Raw genomic sequence first — 17110 nt, forward strand, 5'->3', positions numbered from 1 at the left:
CGAACGTCCTAACGCCGGTTTGGCGGCGACGTACGGCGACACTCAGAGCGCGCGGAGCCTAGACAGATGATGTCCGCGACTACGAAAAAGAGGGCCTCACTCCGTCTCCTGATTGCCGGATGTCTTGCATTGCCACTTGCCCTGCCGATCGGCTCCAGCCCGGCAGAGGCGCAGGACGACGGCGCGCGGCTCTACATGGTGATCCCGGACAAGACGACCATCTTCTCGGTGCGCTATCATCGCATGCACAGCAATCTTGCGGTCGATCCGGGGAATGTCGCCGAGAACGATCATCTGGATACCGATCTGGTCGTCTTCCAGTTCGTCCAGGCGCTGAAGATCGCTGACAGTCAATCCTTCGTTTTCCTGGTCCTCCCGGTCAGCAACATCGAGCCGGACGGCGCATTGCTGCCGCAAGCGCAGTCGGATCGCGTGTCCGGAATAGGAGACGCACAGCTTGGCTTCGTCCTGGGCGTCCATGGCACGCCGGCGCTGGCACCGGCGGCATATGCGGAGCATCGGCCCGGACTGGCGGTCAATCTTCTCGCCAAAATCTTCTTCCCGACGGGCGAATACGATAGCAAGCAATCGCTCAATGTCGGAGCCAATCGATGGGCGCTGCGGCTTGGTGCCCCCTTGGTCTATGCCATCGGCAAGCGCATGGCCGATCCGCATCTGACCACGATCGAACTGATGCCGACCGTCACCTTTTTCGGCAGGAACGGAGACCCGTTCGGTGCCGACAGCAGCCAGCAGAAGCCGCTGTACATTGTCGAGGGCCACCTCACCCACGGTCTAACGCCCAAATTCTGGGCCTCGCTCGATCTGCTCTGGCGTCGCGGCGGCGAAATGAAGATCGATGGCATCGGGGCAGACAATTCCCAATATACCCTATCGCTCGGCGCCACCGGTACGCTGGCCCTCAGCCGGAACTCATCCTTGCGTGTAAGCTATGGCAGCGTCGTCGACCGTAACCAGTACGGGCCGAACGGATGGATTTTCCGCACGATTCTGGGGTTCACGTTCTGACGGCACCCACGGCCTTCGGGCCTGAGCCATTCACGCTACCCGCGCGTTTACGCGATCAAATCTATTAAGTTGCCGCATAATGGGCATTGCGATGAATGCGTCCAGCACTGTCGCAAGCAAGATCGCCGCGATGGCAAGTTTCTCCGTCGGGAAGCTCGACATGGCGATTCCGATGGCCACGCCGGGATGCCTTGCCCCGGCCGCGAGCGCGAGCGCGGTCTTGTTCTCCGCAACGTCACCCGCCAGCCAATAGCCGGCGACGAGCCCGGCAACGCTCATCGCGACGAGCGCCAGGATCGTGCCGTCGCCGATGACCTGCCAGATCTCTGGCGCAAAGGCGATCAGCAACAACAGCAAGCACGCCATCAGCAGGATCGTTGCGAATTTGGCCATTCCGGCGGCGAAGCGGCGCGTCCGTTCACCGAACAACCTCTGTGCAAGCAGTCCGCTGGCGAACGGTACCGCGATGCCTATGCCCAAAGTCCGGATCATGCCGATAGTGGAGACTTCCGTTTCCCGCCCGAATAGCCATCCGGTCAGTTCCAGGCCGAGCGGCGCGACGAACAAGGAAATCAACGCTGCGCTCACCAGCAACCCAGTGACATAGGAAAGACTGCCACCTGCCTTGATCTGCTTCTGGGGCAGGATCGGCGGCACTGGCGAAAAGGCCAGCGCGACCAGCGCAATTTTCACGGCCGGTTTCAAGTCGAACGAATAGGCAATCAGGACGGCGATGACCGGCACGACGACGAACATCGCCAGGAATGCGCAGATCGCCAATCGCCATTCGCGGAAGAGATGGACCGCGTCCGTCGCGTTCACCTGCAGAGCCAGCGCGAAAACATTGAGAAAGATGCTGACCACCAGCAGCAGTTTGAGGATCTCGGCGAAGGTCATCGCGCTTCTCCTGCCTTGCTGTCGAACATTTCGATGGCCTCGCGTTCGCACTTGCCTTCGAAGCGGAACGACCAGCGATTTCGCCACGCAAACCGGTTGATCAGAACTATCGGAGAGGGATTCCGTAAAAGTAGGCGACGCCAGCCAGTAAAAACTGCACGCCAATACAGATCAGCAGAAACCCGAAAATCCGGGTCATCGCGTCGAGACCGTCATGACCGAGGAACCGGACCATGACACTGGCTGCGCGCAAGACCACATAGGAAATGACCAGCGTCACCGTGATGCCAATGATGAGTGCGGCATAAATCGCCGGCCACTGCTGGGGATCCATGCCCTCAATTCGTCCGGCCGCGCTCATCACGACGGAGATCGATCCCGGACCGGCCAAACTCGGCATGGCGATAGGCGTGAAAGCAATGTTGGTGGCCGAAGGCTTGGCCGTCGATACATCCGGTGTGCTGGCCGGAGTTGTGAACAGCATGCGAAACCCGATGGTCGATATGATCAGGCCCCCAGCCACGCGGATACCGGCCACCGAAATACTGAAAAAATCGATGATAGCCGATCCCATGAGCAGAAATACGACCAGTATGGCAAATGCATAAATGCACCCCATCAGGGCCTGATGCTTCCGCTTTTGCTCATCGAAGCCCGCCGTCAACGACACGAACAACGGAGCGGTGCTGAACGGGTTCATGATCGGAAACAGGGCCACGATCGCCAGCACAATCGTTTCAACGAAACGGCCCGTCATTGTTGCAGCCTCTAACAAGAAAAAACCGCAGCCCCCTGCCTTGAGGGCACCCATCCGAGGTCGACGCACTGGCGCTATCTACACAGTAAAATGCGCGTTCCTGAGACCATGTTTTCTCGGCATGGCTCCACATGAGCACGCATAATATTCAGCCTTTGCGCCAATCGAAGGAATGTGCGCGAACCGCCGTCGAAAAGATATAGGGTAAAGTAAGGAGACAGCCTATTGCGCCGGACTGCGGGCATTGTCAAACGACGCCGGCAACATCGTTGGAACTCAACGCGATAACAATCAGAAATGCCATCTCATTTGTCAGTAGTTTACCTGATTTATCCCATTGATTCATCCTGAAAGCCAACTCGGACATGCCCGCTCACGGCATAAAATCGAAATCGGCATGCTCAATGGTTCATATTTGTTCGCAGAACATATTGAAGGTCCTCCATTGCAGCCTGACTTTCCTGAATGCTGCCTCGTGTGGGACTATCGATATCGATAATGAGCAAATAAGCTGTGGCCGTCAGCCCCAGCATCAGCAATATTTCTCCACGACGCTTTGCCCCGACAGCATATCCGATCATTGCCGATGATACGGACATGTAAAACAGAAGCGTTCCAAGAACCCGTGAGGGGACGTGAGTTCTGCGGGCAATTCGTCGTGATGCATCGGCTTCAATGACCCGGTTCATCGAATCCATGAAACTTGAAGACACATCGTCGCGATTTCCAACAAGGGCAGCTTCGGTGGCTTGCCACATCTGGTTTTGCAGACCGTCACTGACGCCTGACAATCGCTTCACATCGGCCGGCTGCGTCGCATTGCCCAAGGCTACACGGACATCGGCATATGTCTTCAGGAGGTTTTCCAATTGCGTGCGATGAGGCTCTGCAAAAGTACCCGCGCGCAAGTAAGTTGTACGAATTGCCAGCGCTTCTTCGCGAACCAAGCCGCGCCGTCCGTCAAATCGTTCAAGTGCAAGCGCAAATGTGAAACCCAGAAGAAGTGCGAGCAAACCCATGGCGGTAGACAAGGCCAGGCTGTCTTTCGTCTCCTCTGAATCCGATACTTTCCGGTAATGCCGAACCGCAACTCCTAGAAAATAGGCCGCCGAGAGGATGCCGAGAACGCTGAGTGCAATCAACCAGAATGGAGCCTCAATGAAGAGCCATTGCAGAACAGATGCCATCGGCATTCCCCTGAATATCCAGACTCGGATTTTATTAATTCCAAATCATGTTCACGCATAAATTCGAAAATTACGCTGGGCGATTTTCCCATCGGAATTTCAATAATCGTCTCATTTTTCCACCCGTAACGATATGTACGATCCACGGGTGGCGACATAGGTAATTATACGGATTATTGGTAATTTTCGAAAGAAACCACGGTGTTCGGCCTCACGGGTACCGGAAAGCACATGACTTCGTCGCTGTGGTCCGGTCGAAAGCCATTGGGACCTTCCTTTCCGCCAATTGAAGGCGCACTATCCCACTCGGCATGGTGCAATGACCATGCCGAGAACTGGCTCAAGGAAGCTGACATACATGTAATTGTGCCATGGTATCTCAACCGAGGTTGACGCCTTCGATCGATTATTGTGGAGTGTCGTCAATCGCGGATTGCGCCATGACCAAATCACGGTGACCGGCGGCACGCAAGGCGGCGCCTGTTCTACGCCACCTCAACAGCCTCCGGCATGCTGGAGATCTGCAGATGAAAGCCGCCCTTCTCATATTCGGCACGTCCCTTCTCCTTGTTTCGCAAGCTGGCCACAGCCAACCGGTCGAGGAGGTCAAAACGACAAGCCCCGATACTCCGGCGCTTCCAGAAGATCTGTTCAGGCTTCCGCCCGGCACGTGGGCCTTCGCGAAACAGTTATGGTCGGGCAACGATCCATGCACGCTCGACGCATGCGAAGCGGGTTATACTTCCGGTGACCTCGTTGTGAGCGCCGAGCGGAACAAGAAATACCTGCGCATCGTCGCCGGATTCCGTGGCTGCGCCAATGTCGCATGGAACGAATACGAAATCGGAGAAAAAGCCTCGAGCAGCGACACGAAAGTCGTCGGCAAACGCATCCAGAAGACGATCGGAACGGCTGCGGAATACTGCAAGGTTCCAGCCCCATCGGTTCCCACTCTTGATGCCCGGCATCTCTATCCGATCAAGTAGCCGCCTCCGACCGCGCCGGATTTTGCGGCGTTCCCGATTGACGAGATTTATCGGGAGGCGAAGCCCTGCGAAAACAGAGCATCGCCTTGCGGAGCGGCAGCATGGACTGCCGGTCAAGGGACTGGATTCGATGCGTTGTTCGCAAAACGGCTCACGACTCCGCCGATTTGACCGATTACTTCGCTCGTCGCCTCGTCGTAGGCGGAGACTATGGATGTCACCCTGTTTTCCGCCGCCTGCCGCCGACTGGAAAAGACCCATTCGCCGATGATGGAGCGGTCTGCCCAGCGCATGAGCCTGACCTGCGCTTCCATGGTAACGACGGGTGCCGTCGGCCCCTCATAGGCGGCTTCGAAGCGGCGCACATCTATGGACAGCACGAAATCGGCCCGAGGCCCTTCAGCGGGACCTATCAGGCGCAAGCCGGGTTGCGTCCGGGCGAACTCTCGCCGCAGCGCCGTGTCGAACAGGTCGTCGGGAGGGGCAATCCAGCGTGATTCCGCCACATAGGCCATACTTGCGCCGCGCGTCGTCAGGATGCGGTCACTGCGGCTTTCGGGCGGGAATACGGCGCCGCGGTAACTCACTACGCGTACCGGCCCGGCCGCGGGGCTATTCGGTTCGGCAACCTGCGGCGATGGCGATATATTGCCGAAGCGGTAGAGTGTGGCCGGATGACCGCCGCCGCCCAACAGGCCGCCACATCCGGCGAGGAAAAAGGTCGCGACGAGCACCAGCGATGGACGGCCCTTTGCAGTCATGGTTTGACTTTCACCTCCTGGGCTTGCGAGCGCAGGAGCACTCCGCGCGGGTCTCGCCTGATTTCCGAGCTTAGCTCGTTCAACGACGCACTGGCCTGCTGGATGGAGACGAGCGCTGCATTCAATTCCGGCAATGTCCCCGACGAGACGTCTGAAACCGACCCGTCAACACGCCCGACCAGCGTCCGGACTCCCACCAGTGTCTGGTGCAGCTCTCCGACACTCCCGTTGATCTGCGCCAGCGTACCGTTCGGTCCTCCCAGCGATCTGCGCGTCTGTGCAGCCGCTTGCTCCAGGTCGGCGGACGCACGATCGAGTTTCGCGAACATGGTCCGGCGTGCCCGCAGTTCATCGCTGATCGATCCCACGTTGTCGATCGAGCGCGAAATCGTGGCGATATTCTGGTCCGACAACACCTTGTTGACGCGCTCGAGGGCCTCCGCGCCGTCACGGGTAAGTCTGCCGACGTCCTGGACGATCACATCGAACCGCGCACCCTGTGAGCGGATGACCGGCGGCCGCTGGCGGCTGCTCTTGCGCAGCAGCGGCTGGCTCACGGTGCCGGCGCTGATCTGGATGTAGCGCACGCCGGTTATCCCCTGGGCAGCACTTTGCGCCAGGGAATCCGCCCGCACGGGCGTTCCGTGCTGAAGCTCGATGTCGGTGATGACGCGGTTCGGATCGGCCTCGTCCAACCTGATATCAATGATCTCGCCGAGCTTGATGCCGTTGAATTGAACTTCCCCGCCCTTGCTGAGGCCGCTCACAGGGCCTCGAAAGATGATGCGATAGGTGTCGTAGGTCTGATTGAACTGGAATTGCGCAAGCCAGACGACGAAGACCAGCGCCGCGATGATCAGCACTATGCTGATGATCCCAACCAATGCGTAGTTCGCTTGCCGTTCCATCAGCTCGCTCCGTCATTCCCGCGCCGCGCCGCCTGCGCGGCGCGACCGCGCGGCCCCTTGAAATAGGCCTTAATCCAGGGGTGTTCGGATTTCTCCAGCTCGGCCACGGGCGCAGTGGCCACCACGCGCTTATCGGCAATGACAGCGACCCGGTCGGTTATCGTGTAAAGCGTGTCGAGGTCGTGCGTGATCAGAAAGACCGACAGCCCGAGCGTATCGCACAGCCCCCTGACCAATTGGTCGAAATCGGCGGCGCTGATCGGATCGAGCCCCGCCGTGGGCTCATCGAGGAACAGGAGAGAAGGATCGAGTGCCAGCGCGCGGGCGACGCCTGCACGCTTTACCATGCCTCCCGAAAGTTCCGACGGCATCTGGTCGGCCACACGGGTATCGAGACCGGCCAACTTGATCTTGAGCCGCGCCAGTTCGCGCACCAACCCGTTGGGAAGATGGGCCTGTTCATGCATCGGGGCTTCGACATTCTGCCCCACCGTCAGCGCGGAAAAGAGCGCACCGCCTTGAAACAGGACCCCGGCCTTGCGGCTGACGTTGGCCTCGGCGGCGGGATCGTGGACATCGCACCCGAACACCTCGACCCGGCCACCGTCTGGATTCTTGAGGCCGAGGATCGTGTTGAGAAGTACGGACTTGCCTGCCCCCGATCCTCCGACCACGCCCAGAATCTCGCCATCGCGCAGTTCGAGGTTCAGTCCATCGTGCACGACATGCTCGCCGAAAGCGCTGCGCAGCCCGATCACGCGGATCGGCGGAGGGCTGCCCACGCCGTTCAGAGCTTCAACTCCATGTAGATGACGGCGAAAATGGCGTCGAACAGGATGATCATGAAAATCGCCTGCACGACCGCCTGGGTCACGCGCTCCCCGAGGCTCTCGACATCGGACTTCACGAACAGGCCGTGACGGCAGCCCGACATGGCGATCAATATGGCAAGCAGCGGCACTTTGCTCATGCCGATCCAGAAATGCCGGATGTCGACCGCTTCCTGCATGCGCGAAAGGAAGAAGATCGGGCTCATGCCGAGCGCGAGCCAACTGACGATCAGCCCGCCGGCGATCCCCGCCATCATGGCGGCAAAGACCAGCAATGGCATCGTCAGGAGCAGGGCAAGGACGCGCGGCACGACGAGTGCGTCGAACTGGTCGACACCCATCACTTTCATGGCGTCGATCTCCTGGGTCATCTTCATTGTGCCGATCTGCGCCGCGAAGCTGGATGCGGATCGGCCGGCCAACAGGATACCCGTGATGAGAACGCCGAATTCGCGCAGGACCGCCGCCCCGACCAGCTCCACGGTGAACACCGACACGCCCAGCGAGGCGAGCAGATTGGTGCCCACCAATGCGACGACGGCGCCGATGAAGAAGTTCATGACGATCACGATGGGGAGCGCCTTGACGCCCGCCGTTTCCATCAACCTGACAAGCGAAATGCCCCGCAGGCGGCTCGGATGGAGGATCGTTCGCGCCAGCGCCACGTTGAGTTCCCCGGCGAATTCCGCAATGCGCAGGCCTTCCTGTGCGAACGAGACCACGCCGCGTCCTACCTGATCGGCGAAATAGAGGAACGAAGACGTGCGCGGCCGTTCCGGCACCGGTTCCCCAATGGAGGGTCGGACCAGATCGAAGAGACGTGCCACGTCGGGTCGAGTGTCGCTGCCACTCTCCTTCGCGCCGGGCGATATCGCGCTCAGGATCGTATAGGCGCCGGCAGTGTCGAGCCGCCCCAACTCGCTCAGGTCCAACCGCAACGGCGATGCGGAAGAGGCGCGCATTGCCTCCGGAAGGGCCGCTACCGCCCTGTCCATGGTGAGCGAGGTCCAATCGCCGGAGAGGGCAATCGTGCTCCCGGTCAAGTCCGAACGTATGCTGAAGGAGGCCAGTCCCATACCGAAAATAACTCGCCATCGACTTCGATGATCTATTCATGAACGACGATGGACACCATCAGTACTGGTCCCCATTTCCGGCCCAATCATTCCCCATAACCAAAACGAATTTCGAGACATTCCGATCGGCCACGTCATGAAATATCGGCCCCGGGTGGATTTATTTCTTTGACCGATTTCTGTCGCAGAAGGCGGACAATGCAAAAAGGGATACTTGGCCGCTCACCAGCCGACACGGGCAGCGGGCTGAACCATGGTCGTGGGAGTGACGCGATGGCGAAGCGGTTCAGGCCGGAAGCAAAGATCTCCCGAAGAGCGCGGGCAGGTAAGTCTTATGCATTTATACAACACAGATACCGACCCGTGGAATTTCGCATGTTTTGATGGAGCTATGTGAAGTTCGGCCAAGAAGCGATTCCACTTCGATCACCCTCATCCGTTTACCCTGATTGCGACACATCTGGCGCCCGCGTATGTTTCCGCAAATCAGGCGTCACCGGAGATTCGCAATGTCCCAGGAGATCAGCCCGACAATCTTCGATCATTGGCTGCATTTGTCCACGGATTGGGCAGCATATTGTTACGATGCCGCCCAGAAGTCGGTTCTGCTTCTGGATACGATGCGCCAGCGAGGCAACATCCATAACGATCGCGCCAGGGAAAGCGTGCCGCATGTCCTCGTGTTCGATGCGCGCGTGATTGTCGATGGCCGCACCCTTGACCGGCGGGTGAACTACTTCCTCGTGGAAATCGTTCCGGGTCCGGAATACACGATCGACCCCGCCAAGCGTCCGTTCATCGTCGTCGATCCGCGCGCCGGTCATGGCCCGGGCATCGGCGGCATGAAGCGTGACAGCGAGATCGGCAAGGCGATGGAGGCAGGCCATCCGTGCTACTTCGTCGGCTTCGCGCCCATTCCGGTCGATGGACAGACCGTGGGCGACGTCTGCGCGGCCGAGGCGCATTTCGTCGAGACAGTGATCGAACGGCATCCCGATGCGGACGGCCGTCCTGTGGTGATCGGCAATTGCCAGGCGGGCTGGCAGATCATGATGACCGCCGCCGCAAGGCCCGAGCTCTTCGGCCCCATCATGCTCGCCGGCTCTCCGCTTTCCTACTGGGCAGGCGTGCGAGGCAAGAACCCGATGCGATATTCGGGGGGGCTTCTCGGCGGCACCTGGCTCAATGCGCTGACAGGTGATCTGGGCAATGGCCTGTTCGACGGCGCCTACCTCGTCGCCAATTTCGAGAGCCTCAACCCGGCGAATACGCTGTGGTCGAAACCGTACAATGTCTACGACAACGTCGACACCGAAGCCGAGCGCTTCATCGATTTCGAGCGATGGTGGGGCAGCCCCGTGCTGCTGACGGCGGACGAGATGCTGTCGATCGCCAACAACCTCTTCGTCGGCAACAAGCTGTCGTCCGGCCAACTTAGCGCGCCTGACGGGACGCGAATTGACCTGCGGAACATCCGCTCTCCCATCATCGTCTTTTGTTCCTGGGGAGACGACATTACGCCGCCCCCGCAGGCACTCCAGTGGATTCCAAACCTCTACGAGACCGATGGAAACTTGCGGAAATCCGGGCAGACGATCGTCTATTGCCTCCATCAGACCATCGGGCATTTGGGAATCTTCGTTTCCGGGAAGGTGGCCACGAGGGAGCATGAGAAATTTGCCCAGGTCATGGATGCGATCGACTTGCTTGGACCCGGCGTTTTCGAGGCCGTAATCGACAACATCGATGAGGATATCGCCCACCGTGAACTGGTGGAAGGCAAGTATATCTTCACGCTGGAACGCCGGACGCTGGATGATGTTCGCGCGATCTGCCAGCAGAATCCGGAGGATGATCGCCGCTTTGCAGCCGTCGCGCGGATTTCCGATATCAACCTTTCCTTCTATCGCGCCTTTGCCCGCCCGGCGGTCAGGGCAGTGACGAATGACCTCACGGCCGGTATCGCGCGGCGCCTCCATCCAAATCGATTGCGGTTCGAACTGTTCTCAGATGAGAACCCGTTGATGACCGCCGTCCCTGCTCTCGCGGCTGGAGCCCGTGAATGGCGGCAGCCGGTCGACAAGGACAATCCATTCGTCCAGGCGGAGCACGTCTCGGCCGATTTCATCGAAAGCGCGCTGACCGCGTTCGGCAACGTCACCGACTGGTGGAAGGAAGCGACTTTCCTGAGCGTCTATGGCCACCCGATGATCCAGGCGCTGGCCGGTGTCGACGAAAAAGCGGGCATGGCCGAGCCGATATACCGCGACTTGCCCCGCGAAGCGCTGGCGGCGCTCCGGGAAAAGGAACTGCGTGACCAGCTTCGCGAAGGCGGACCGATGGAGGCCGCGCTCCGCGCATTGGTCTGGGTCGCAATGACTGTCGGTCGCGCCGACGAACGCGTCCTGCAGGCAGTGGTCAAAGGCGTGAAGACCATACCCTTGCTCAAACAGGCGGGCTTGTCGGCTGTCCGGGCGGTGCTGCGGGATCAGCAGGCAATCCTCGCGATGTCCCCGGACGAAGCGATCGCGGCTATCCCGGCGATGGCAGGCGCCGATCCCGCGGGGCGAGCGCGTATCATCTCCAGTCTGGAAGGGCTCTTCGCCCTCGATAGCGATCTTCTCAATCAGGAGGGAACACGGCGGCTGAATCTGCTGCGAGCGCTCCTTGCCCCTGACGCGCCCGAGACCGGCTCGGGCGATACTTCCAGAGGGCAATCGGCGAAGGTTCGTGCAGCATGAACCGGGATGGCGTACTTGCCGGGCAGAAGGCCCTCGTCGTTGGCATCGCGAACGATTCCTCGATCGCCTATGGCTGCGCGGCCATGTTTCGCGAGGCCGGAGCGGAACTTGCCGTCACCTGGCTGAACGACAAGGCGCGCGCCTATGTCGAGCCGCTGGCCGAAGCGCTGGGCGCCTCGATCACGGCCCCGCTCGACGTCGCCATCCCCGGACAACTCGAGGAGGTTTTCCGCCTCGTTTCGGAGACCTGGGGAAAGTTGGACGTACTCGTCCACTCGATTGCTTTCGCGCCCAGGGAGGATCTTGCGGGCGGATTGCTCGATTGCTCGGCCGAGGGCTTCGCAAAGGCGATGGACATATCGTGTCACAGTTTCGTGCGCATGGCGAAACTGGCCGCTCCGCTTATGACCGATGGCGGCACGATGTTCGCCATGAGCTATTACGGGGCCAATCGGGTGGTACCCAATTACAATGTCATGGGGCCGGTCAAGGCGGCGCTGGAGGCGGCCTGCCGATATCTCGCCTATGAGCTTGGTCCACGCGGCATCCGGGTGCACCCTATATCGCCCGGACCCTTGAAAACCCGCGCCGCCTCGGGTCTCCACGATTTCGAGCACATGCTTGCCGCTGCGGCCGAACGCGCGCCCATGGGCGAACTTGCCGACATCATGGATGTCGGGGCCGTATGCACCTATCTCGCCTCGCCCTTTGCCAGACGGATCACCGGCGGAACCGTCTACGTAGACGGCGGTTCAAATGTCGTCGCCTGACGCGAGGCGCGCCTGAAGCAGCCCCTCACCGCTCCGGCACGAAACGGCGACCGATCAGGGTGGCCTGATCGTCATAGGCATGCTTGTCCGATCGCTCGGGCAGCTTGATCTTTTCCTTGTGGATCTGCTCATAGGGGATGAGCTTGAGGAGATGGCTGATGAGATTCAGCCTACCCCTGCGTTTTTCGTCCGTTCGGACGATATTCCATGGGGAAATCGGCGTATCGGTTGCTTCGAGCATGTCATCCCGAGCCTTCGAATATTCGTACCAGCGGTCGTAGGATTTGATATCCATCGGGCTTAGCTTCCACTGCCGAATAGGATCGTCAATTCTGGCCTGGAAGCGCCGGGTCTGCTCCTCCATGCCGACTTCGAGCCAGAATTTTATAAGCTGGATGCCGCCCTCGATAATATAATTCTCTATTTCGGAGCACCCTTCCAGAAAACGCTTTGTCTGGTGTTTCGTGCAAAAACCCATGACCCGTTCGACGCCCGCGCGATTGTACCAACTGCGATCGAATATGACGATTTCGCCGGCTGCCGGGAAATGTTCGATATACCGCTGCATGAACATCTGCGATTTCTGCCGCTCCGATGGCGTCGGCAGCGCGACGACGCGGAACACGCGGGGGCTCACCCGTTCGGTGATCGCCTTGATCGTGCCGCCTTTTCCTGCGGCATCCCGCCCTTCGAACACCACGATCCCACGATAGTTCGTAGCCTTGATCCACTCCTGCAAATGGCAGAGTTCGACCTGAAGCTTGCGAAGTTCCTTTTCATAGTCCTTGCGCTTCAGGCGCTCGCCCATATCAGCACCGATTCCCGTCGATTGCTTGTCCTTTTTGCCCATGATCCTTACCTTGCTGCGGGTTGACCGGGTTATTTCGAGGCCATGAATGCCTCGAACATGTCTTCAAGATTATCGAAAACCATGTCGCGCCCCATGGCGTCGATGGTATCGGCCGCTTCGAGAAGTTTCAGGCATTCGTGATGCAGGTCAGCGATGCCGAACCGGATGCCGCGCGAGGCAAGATCGCCACTGATCTCCGTCAGCATCGCCGCAGCAGTCGTATCCATGTGTGGAATGGAGCCGGCATCAAGTATCAGCCATCGAACAGGTTCACCGGCCTGTTCGGCGAACGCTTCTATCTCGCTGCGGACATGATCGGAATTGTAGAACAGAAGGCTGCCCTGGAGCAGGCAGACGGTCAGTCCGGGGACGGCCCGCGCCTTTTTGAAGCGGTGCAGCTTGTGAAAGCCGGATTCCCCGCTGATCCGGCCAAGCAGGACGGCTCGGGGGTTCATGCTGCGATAGAGCAGGTAGGCGAGGGTCGCGCCTATGGCTATCGTCACGCCATTCAGCACACCGAAGAGGACGGGAGCGATCAGCCCGATCACCGCGAACAGGAATTCCGAACGGCTGACTCGCCAGAGGTGGGACAGGCCGCTCAAATCCATGAGGGACAGCGCAGCCGCGGCCAGTATCGCGCCCAGCGCCGGGATCGGGATCAAGCGGAGCAGGTCGTTCAGATAGACTAGGATCACCAGCAGAACGAAGGCAGACACCAACCCGGCGATCCTTGTCCTTGCCCCGACCGAAAAGTTGATCGCAGTGCGCGAATCAGAGGATGTGACGGGAAATCCGCCGAACATCCCGGCGGCGACATTGGCCGCCGCAAATCCGCCCAGTTCCTTGTTGGCATCGACCCGATAGCCCGCCTGAATGCCGAATGCGCGGGCTGTCACGATGCCGGCACTGAAACTGACGAGCCAGACGGCCAGGCTGTCGGCAAGAAACTGGTTGAGCGGAATCGGGATCGACCAGGGAATCCTGAATTGCGGCAGCGAACTCGGAACCGCACCGACGACGCGGATGCCTTCCGATTTCAGGTCGAAGAAGAACGACAGTGCGCCGGCCAGTATGACGACAATGACCGGCCCCGGCACGGGCGACCGCAGGCGCTTTATGAGCAGGAGAAGGACGAGCATCCCAAGGCCCAGAAACAAGGACGGCAAGTGGATGTCGGCGGCCTTGTTTGCCAGCTCCAGTATCGGACGGAGCAGCCCATCGGATTCGATCGTCAAACCGGTAATGCGCCCAATCTGACCGACGAGGATCGACAGCGAAATGCCGGTCATGAAGCCCATCAGGATCGGCCGCGACAGGAAGTTCGCCACAAGATCCAGATGCAGCAGGCGCGCGATGAAGGAATAGATGCCCACCATCACGGCAATTGCGGCTGCCAGCACGACGCGCCCATCCGGCGGGCCATTGCCCAGCGCGGCAAAGACGGCGGCCAGCATCATCATGGTCGGCGCATCCGGGCCCGTAATCAGACGATCGGAGGGTCCGACAAGCGCATAGCCGATGGCCGCGAAGATACTGGCATATAGTCCCGTCACGGGCGGGAGTCCGGCTATGGCTGGATAGGCGATCGCGCTCGGCAGACCGACCATGGCGATCGCCAGCCCCGCCGAGACATCCTTGCCAATCCAGGAGGCACGGTAGCTTCCCAGTGTCTGCGCGATGGGTAACTGCCGGGCCAGCGCCATGGGATTGAATCCTTAGGTCATGAATGCGCCTGCCTCCCCGTAACGCAGGCCATTCCCCTCTCCCGGATCACTTGCCGGCCGGTCCCGTGGTTGCGGAGGCGGGAGTCACCGCCGCCCCGTTGCTCCATTGATCGGGGGCCAACTGCCAGCCTCCGCCAAGCGCCTTGTACAGCGCGACGACCGTCACCAGCTGATCGCGCCGTGCTTCCACGAGGGCATATTGGGCGGGGAACAGTTGCTGCTCGGCCTCCATCACCTCGAAATAGTTCGCGCGGCCCGCGCGGAAGCGCACCATGGAAAGGTCTACCGCCCGCTGGAGCGCAGCGACCTGAAGTTCCAGCGCGGCCCGCCGGTCGGCGGCCGCCCGCTTGGAATAGAGCGCGTCCGACGTCTCCTGGAAACTGGTCAGGATCGTCTTGCGATAGTTGGCGACCATCTCGTCCCAATAGGCTTCACGGTTCTTCTTTTCGGAACGCAGTTTGCCGCCGTCCAGCAGCGGACCGCTGATCGCGCCGGCGACGTTCCACACCGCGAAAGTCGCGTTGACGGAGTTCTCGAAATTGAGGCCCTGTCCGCCGAAAAAGGCACCCAGACCGATGCGCGGGAAGAAATTGGCCGCAGCAACACCGACTTGCGCATTGGCGGAGATCATCATCTGCTCGGCCCGCCGTATATCGGGACGGCGCTGAAGGAGCACTGTGGTCGCACCCACCGGCACTTCCGGCAGCACCTGTTCGTCGAGCGCGGGTCCGCGCGGAATGTTATCGGGATAGCCCCCGATCAGGACCGCTATGGCATTTTCCTGCACGGCAATTTGCCGTTTGAGTTCGGCGATGCTGTTCTGACTGTGCGCGTAGTTCGCCTGCGAACGCTCCACCGGCAACTTGGTGTCGCGCCCGGCATTGAAACGCAGCGTAAAGAAGTTGACGTTCTCGCCATACACACTGGCGCTGCTCTCGGCGATCTTGAGCTGGCGATCTAGCGCAAGCAGCTGAAAATAGTTGGAAGCAACATCGGTCACGAGCGACAGCAGCACGCCGCGCTGGACTTCCTCTTCGGCAAACATGTTGGCTTGCGCCGCTTCGGTGGACCGCTTGATACGCCCCCAGATGTCCAGTTCCCAGGCTGCCGAAAGGCCCGCCTTCCAGCCCCAGTACCGCGCCTCGGTCGGCGCGTTGGGAAGAGGAATGAAAGTCTGTTCGGCGGCGATGCCGGCGTTGTAATTGACCTGCGGGGCGGCCTCCGACTTGGCCACGCCAACCATGGCGCGCGCCTCCTCCACCCGGGCCGCGGCCACGGCGATATCCGGATTGGCCTTCAGCGATCGATTGATCAGGTCTTGCAGGACCGGGTCGTTGAACACCTCCCACCATGGCGCGTCGGCAATGGAACTTGCGTCCTGCAAAGCCACGGGCGACCGGAACTGGGGCGGCGTCGCTACCTCTGGCCGGTGATAATCGGGACCCTGCGTACACGACGCCAGCAAGATCGCAGAACCTGCGACAAGGGCGAAGCGGGATACGACCGTTATGCGCATGATTCGCCTCATTTGATGGCTGCCAGCATCTTGCGAAAACGAGACAGAGTGTAGACGGTGAAGACACTGCCGATTGCGAACATTTTGAGCATGTCGGGCAACACCATCCCGAAGGACGCATTCCGGAACAGCACCGCCTGCGAAAAGCTGACGAAGTGCGTCGATGGCACGAATTGCATCACCGTCTGGAGCCACGACGGCATCGATTCGAGCGGGGTCTGACCGCCCGAGAGCAAGGTCATGCTGATGAATGTGGGAAAGGCCAGCAGGCCGAATTGCGGCATGGAATTGACGATCGTCGCCAGCATGATGCCCAGCGCCGTGACTGCAAAAAGATAGATCGTCAGCCCCATCATGAAGAGCAGGAGCGACCCGCTGATGGGCACTCCGAGCATGCCTTTGACGACAAGGAACAGCGAGGCCATGACAACGACGATCACCACAAGCCCGTTGGCCCAGATCTTGGCGAACATGATCTCGAAGGAATCGAGCGGCATCACCAGAAGGTGTTCGATGTTGCCGTGCTCGCGTTCGCGCAGCACGGCGGCGCCGCACAGGAAGATTGCCAGGACAGAGATGTTGTTGATGATCTGGTTGACCGCGACAAACCAGCCTTGCTCAAGATTTGGATTGAAGCGGGCGCGGGTCTCCAGCCCGACCAGCGGCTGGTTCTCGGCACGGCCTGCTTGCGGCCAGTACGGCTCGACGGCGCGATTGGCGATCTGTTCGATGTAGGACGGACCACGCCCTGCCTGGGCCATCGCCGTCGCATCGGAGATGACCTGCAGCGTTGGCTGGGCATCACGTTGCAGATCGGCCTCGAAGCCCGACGGCACGACGACCACAAAGGTATATTTGCCCGCGTCCATCGCCCGGTTGATCTCGCCAAAGGGCAATTGGTGCGGGGGCAAGAACAGCGGCGGCAGCATCGCATCCGCAATGGCCCGCGCGACCGCGCTGTTGTCCTCGTCGACTATCGCGATCGACGCGTTCTTGACTTCCATCACCGCGCTCTTGGACGGCGTGTATATGGAAAAGGTGAAGCTGTAGGCGATCAGGAACAGCAATACCGGATCGC

15 protein-coding genes are annotated in these 17110 nt (G+C 60.2%); 4 read left to right on the plus strand and 11 right to left on the minus strand.

Features of this window, described 5'->3' with window-relative positions; genetic code table 11:
• Positions 1 to 129: 129 nt before the first annotated feature.
• The gene (locus tag AC1VVK_RS02610; protein WP_482904256.1) at positions 130 to 1029 is read left to right on the plus strand and encodes a transporter; all 900 of its coding nucleotides are present in this window, start codon (positions 130 to 132) and stop codon (positions 1027 to 1029) included.
• Between the two features lie 30 nt (positions 1030 to 1059).
• Here AC1VVK_RS02610 and AC1VVK_RS02615 read toward each other — a convergent pair whose 3' ends face one another.
• From AC1VVK_RS02615 to AC1VVK_RS02625, 3 genes are all read right to left on the minus strand, one after another.
• The gene (locus AC1VVK_RS02615) at positions 1060 to 1926 is read right to left on the minus strand and encodes a bile acid:sodium symporter family protein (protein WP_482904257.1); all 867 of its coding nucleotides are present in this window, start codon (positions 1924 to 1926) and stop codon (positions 1060 to 1062) included.
• 106 nt (positions 1927 to 2032) lie between these two features.
• Entirely contained in the window at positions 2033 to 2683 is a 651-nt protein-coding gene (locus AC1VVK_RS02620; protein ID WP_482904258.1) for a MarC family NAAT transporter, read from the minus strand.
• Between the two features lie 401 nt (positions 2684 to 3084).
• Positions 3085 to 3870 (minus strand): bestrophin-like domain, encoded by a 786-nt coding sequence (locus tag AC1VVK_RS02625; protein WP_482904259.1) that lies wholly within the window; start codon positions 3868 to 3870, stop codon positions 3085 to 3087.
• A 527-nt stretch (positions 3871 to 4397) separates the two neighbouring features.
• Here AC1VVK_RS02625 and AC1VVK_RS02630 point away from each other — a divergent pair.
• On the plus strand, positions 4398 to 4856 hold the full coding sequence (locus AC1VVK_RS02630; RefSeq protein WP_482904260.1) for a hypothetical protein: 459 nt from the start codon (positions 4398 to 4400) through the stop codon (positions 4854 to 4856).
• Between the two features lie 113 nt (positions 4857 to 4969).
• Here AC1VVK_RS02630 and AC1VVK_RS02635 read toward each other — a convergent pair whose 3' ends face one another.
• From AC1VVK_RS02635 to AC1VVK_RS02650, 4 genes are read right to left on the minus strand one after another with little or no spacing between them, the layout of a single operon-like run.
• Positions 4970 to 5617 carry an ABC-type transport auxiliary lipoprotein family protein gene (locus tag AC1VVK_RS02635; RefSeq protein WP_482904261.1) on the minus strand — a complete coding sequence of 216 codons (648 nt, stop codon included), beginning with the start codon at positions 5615 to 5617 and terminating at the stop codon, positions 4970 to 4972.
• On the minus strand, positions 5614 to 6525 hold the full coding sequence (locus AC1VVK_RS02640) for an MlaD family protein (protein WP_482904262.1): 912 nt from the start codon (positions 6523 to 6525) through the stop codon (positions 5614 to 5616). The genes AC1VVK_RS02635 and AC1VVK_RS02640 overlap by 4 nt, the downstream gene beginning before the upstream one ends.
• Positions 6525 to 7307, minus strand: a complete 783-nt coding sequence (locus AC1VVK_RS02645; protein ID WP_482904263.1) for an ABC transporter ATP-binding protein — start codon at positions 7305 to 7307, stop codon at positions 6525 to 6527. Before AC1VVK_RS02645 ends, AC1VVK_RS02640 begins: the two co-directional genes overlap by 1 nt.
• A 5-nt stretch (positions 7308 to 7312) precedes the next feature.
• A complete protein-coding gene (locus tag AC1VVK_RS02650) occupies positions 7313 to 8398 on the minus strand; it encodes an ABC transporter permease (RefSeq protein ID WP_482904264.1) in 1086 nt (361 codons plus the stop codon).
• 542 nt (positions 8399 to 8940) lie between these two features.
• On the opposite strand from AC1VVK_RS02650, the gene AC1VVK_RS02655 reads away from it, so the two are divergent.
• Together AC1VVK_RS02655 and fabI are read left to right on the plus strand one after the other, a co-directional pair.
• Complete coding sequence (locus AC1VVK_RS02655) at positions 8941 to 11172, plus strand: DUF3141 domain-containing protein (RefSeq protein WP_482904265.1); 2232 nt, start codon at positions 8941 to 8943, stop codon at positions 11170 to 11172.
• Complete coding sequence (gene fabI, locus AC1VVK_RS02660; protein WP_482904266.1) at positions 11169 to 11942, plus strand: enoyl-ACP reductase FabI; 774 nt, start codon at positions 11169 to 11171, stop codon at positions 11940 to 11942. Before AC1VVK_RS02655 ends, fabI begins: the two co-directional genes overlap by 4 nt.
• A 25-nt stretch (positions 11943 to 11967) precedes the next feature.
• Here the strand turns inward: fabI and ppk2 are convergent, their stop codons facing one another.
• The 4 genes from ppk2 to AC1VVK_RS02680 all read right to left on the minus strand — a co-directional run bounded on the left by ppk2 (position 11968) and on the right by AC1VVK_RS02680 (position 17099).
• Positions 11968 to 12792, minus strand: coding sequence for a polyphosphate kinase 2 (gene ppk2 / locus AC1VVK_RS02665; RefSeq protein ID WP_482904267.1), 825 nt, complete (start codon positions 12790 to 12792; stop codon positions 11968 to 11970).
• A gap of 29 nt (positions 12793 to 12821) precedes the next feature.
• On the minus strand, positions 12822 to 14495 hold the full coding sequence (locus AC1VVK_RS02670) for a SulP family inorganic anion transporter (protein ID WP_482904268.1): 1674 nt from the start codon (positions 14493 to 14495) through the stop codon (positions 12822 to 12824).
• A 67-nt stretch (positions 14496 to 14562) separates the two neighbouring features.
• Entirely contained in the window at positions 14563 to 16032 is a 1470-nt protein-coding gene (locus AC1VVK_RS02675) for an efflux transporter outer membrane subunit (protein ID WP_482904269.1), read from the minus strand.
• An 8-nt stretch (positions 16033 to 16040) separates the two neighbouring features.
• On the minus strand, positions 16041 to 17099 hold the full coding sequence (locus AC1VVK_RS02680) for an ABC transporter permease (protein WP_482904270.1): 1059 nt from the start codon (positions 17097 to 17099) through the stop codon (positions 16041 to 16043).
• Between the last annotated feature and the right edge of the window lie 11 nt (positions 17100 to 17110).

It is taken from the genome of Novosphingobium sp. BL-S-32, assembly GCF_056857055.1.

Excerpts from the sequence above, each read along its gene's own strand:
- AC1VVK_RS02670 (WP_482904268.1), bottom strand. The coding sequence starts at position 14,495 with ATGGCGCTGGCCCGGCAGTTACCCATCGCGCAGACACTGGGAAGCTAC.
- AC1VVK_RS02655 (WP_482904265.1), top strand. The coding sequence starts at position 8,941 with ATGTCCCAGGAGATCAGCCCGACAATCTTCGATCATTGGCTGCATTTG.
- ppk2 (WP_482904267.1), bottom strand. The coding sequence starts at position 12,792 with ATGGGCAAAAAGGACAAGCAATCGACGGGAATCGGTGCTGATATGGGC.
- fabI (WP_482904266.1), top strand. The coding sequence starts at position 11,169 with ATGAACCGGGATGGCGTACTTGCCGGGCAGAAGGCCCTCGTCGTTGGC.
- AC1VVK_RS02635 (WP_482904261.1), bottom strand. The coding sequence starts at position 5,617 with ATGACTGCAAAGGGCCGTCCATCGCTGGTGCTCGTCGCGACCTTTTTC.
- AC1VVK_RS02675 (WP_482904269.1), bottom strand. The coding sequence starts at position 16,032 with ATGCGCATAACGGTCGTATCCCGCTTCGCCCTTGTCGCAGGTTCTGCG.
- AC1VVK_RS02630 (WP_482904260.1), top strand. The coding sequence starts at position 4,398 with ATGAAAGCCGCCCTTCTCATATTCGGCACGTCCCTTCTCCTTGTTTCG.
- AC1VVK_RS02620 (WP_482904258.1), bottom strand. The coding sequence starts at position 2,683 with ATGACGGGCCGTTTCGTTGAAACGATTGTGCTGGCGATCGTGGCCCTG.
- AC1VVK_RS02625 (WP_482904259.1), bottom strand. The coding sequence starts at position 3,870 with ATGGCATCTGTTCTGCAATGGCTCTTCATTGAGGCTCCATTCTGGTTG.
- AC1VVK_RS02615 (WP_482904257.1), bottom strand. The coding sequence starts at position 1,926 with ATGACCTTCGCCGAGATCCTCAAACTGCTGCTGGTGGTCAGCATCTTT.
- AC1VVK_RS02640 (WP_482904262.1), bottom strand. The coding sequence starts at position 6,525 with ATGGAACGGCAAGCGAACTACGCATTGGTTGGGATCATCAGCATAGTG.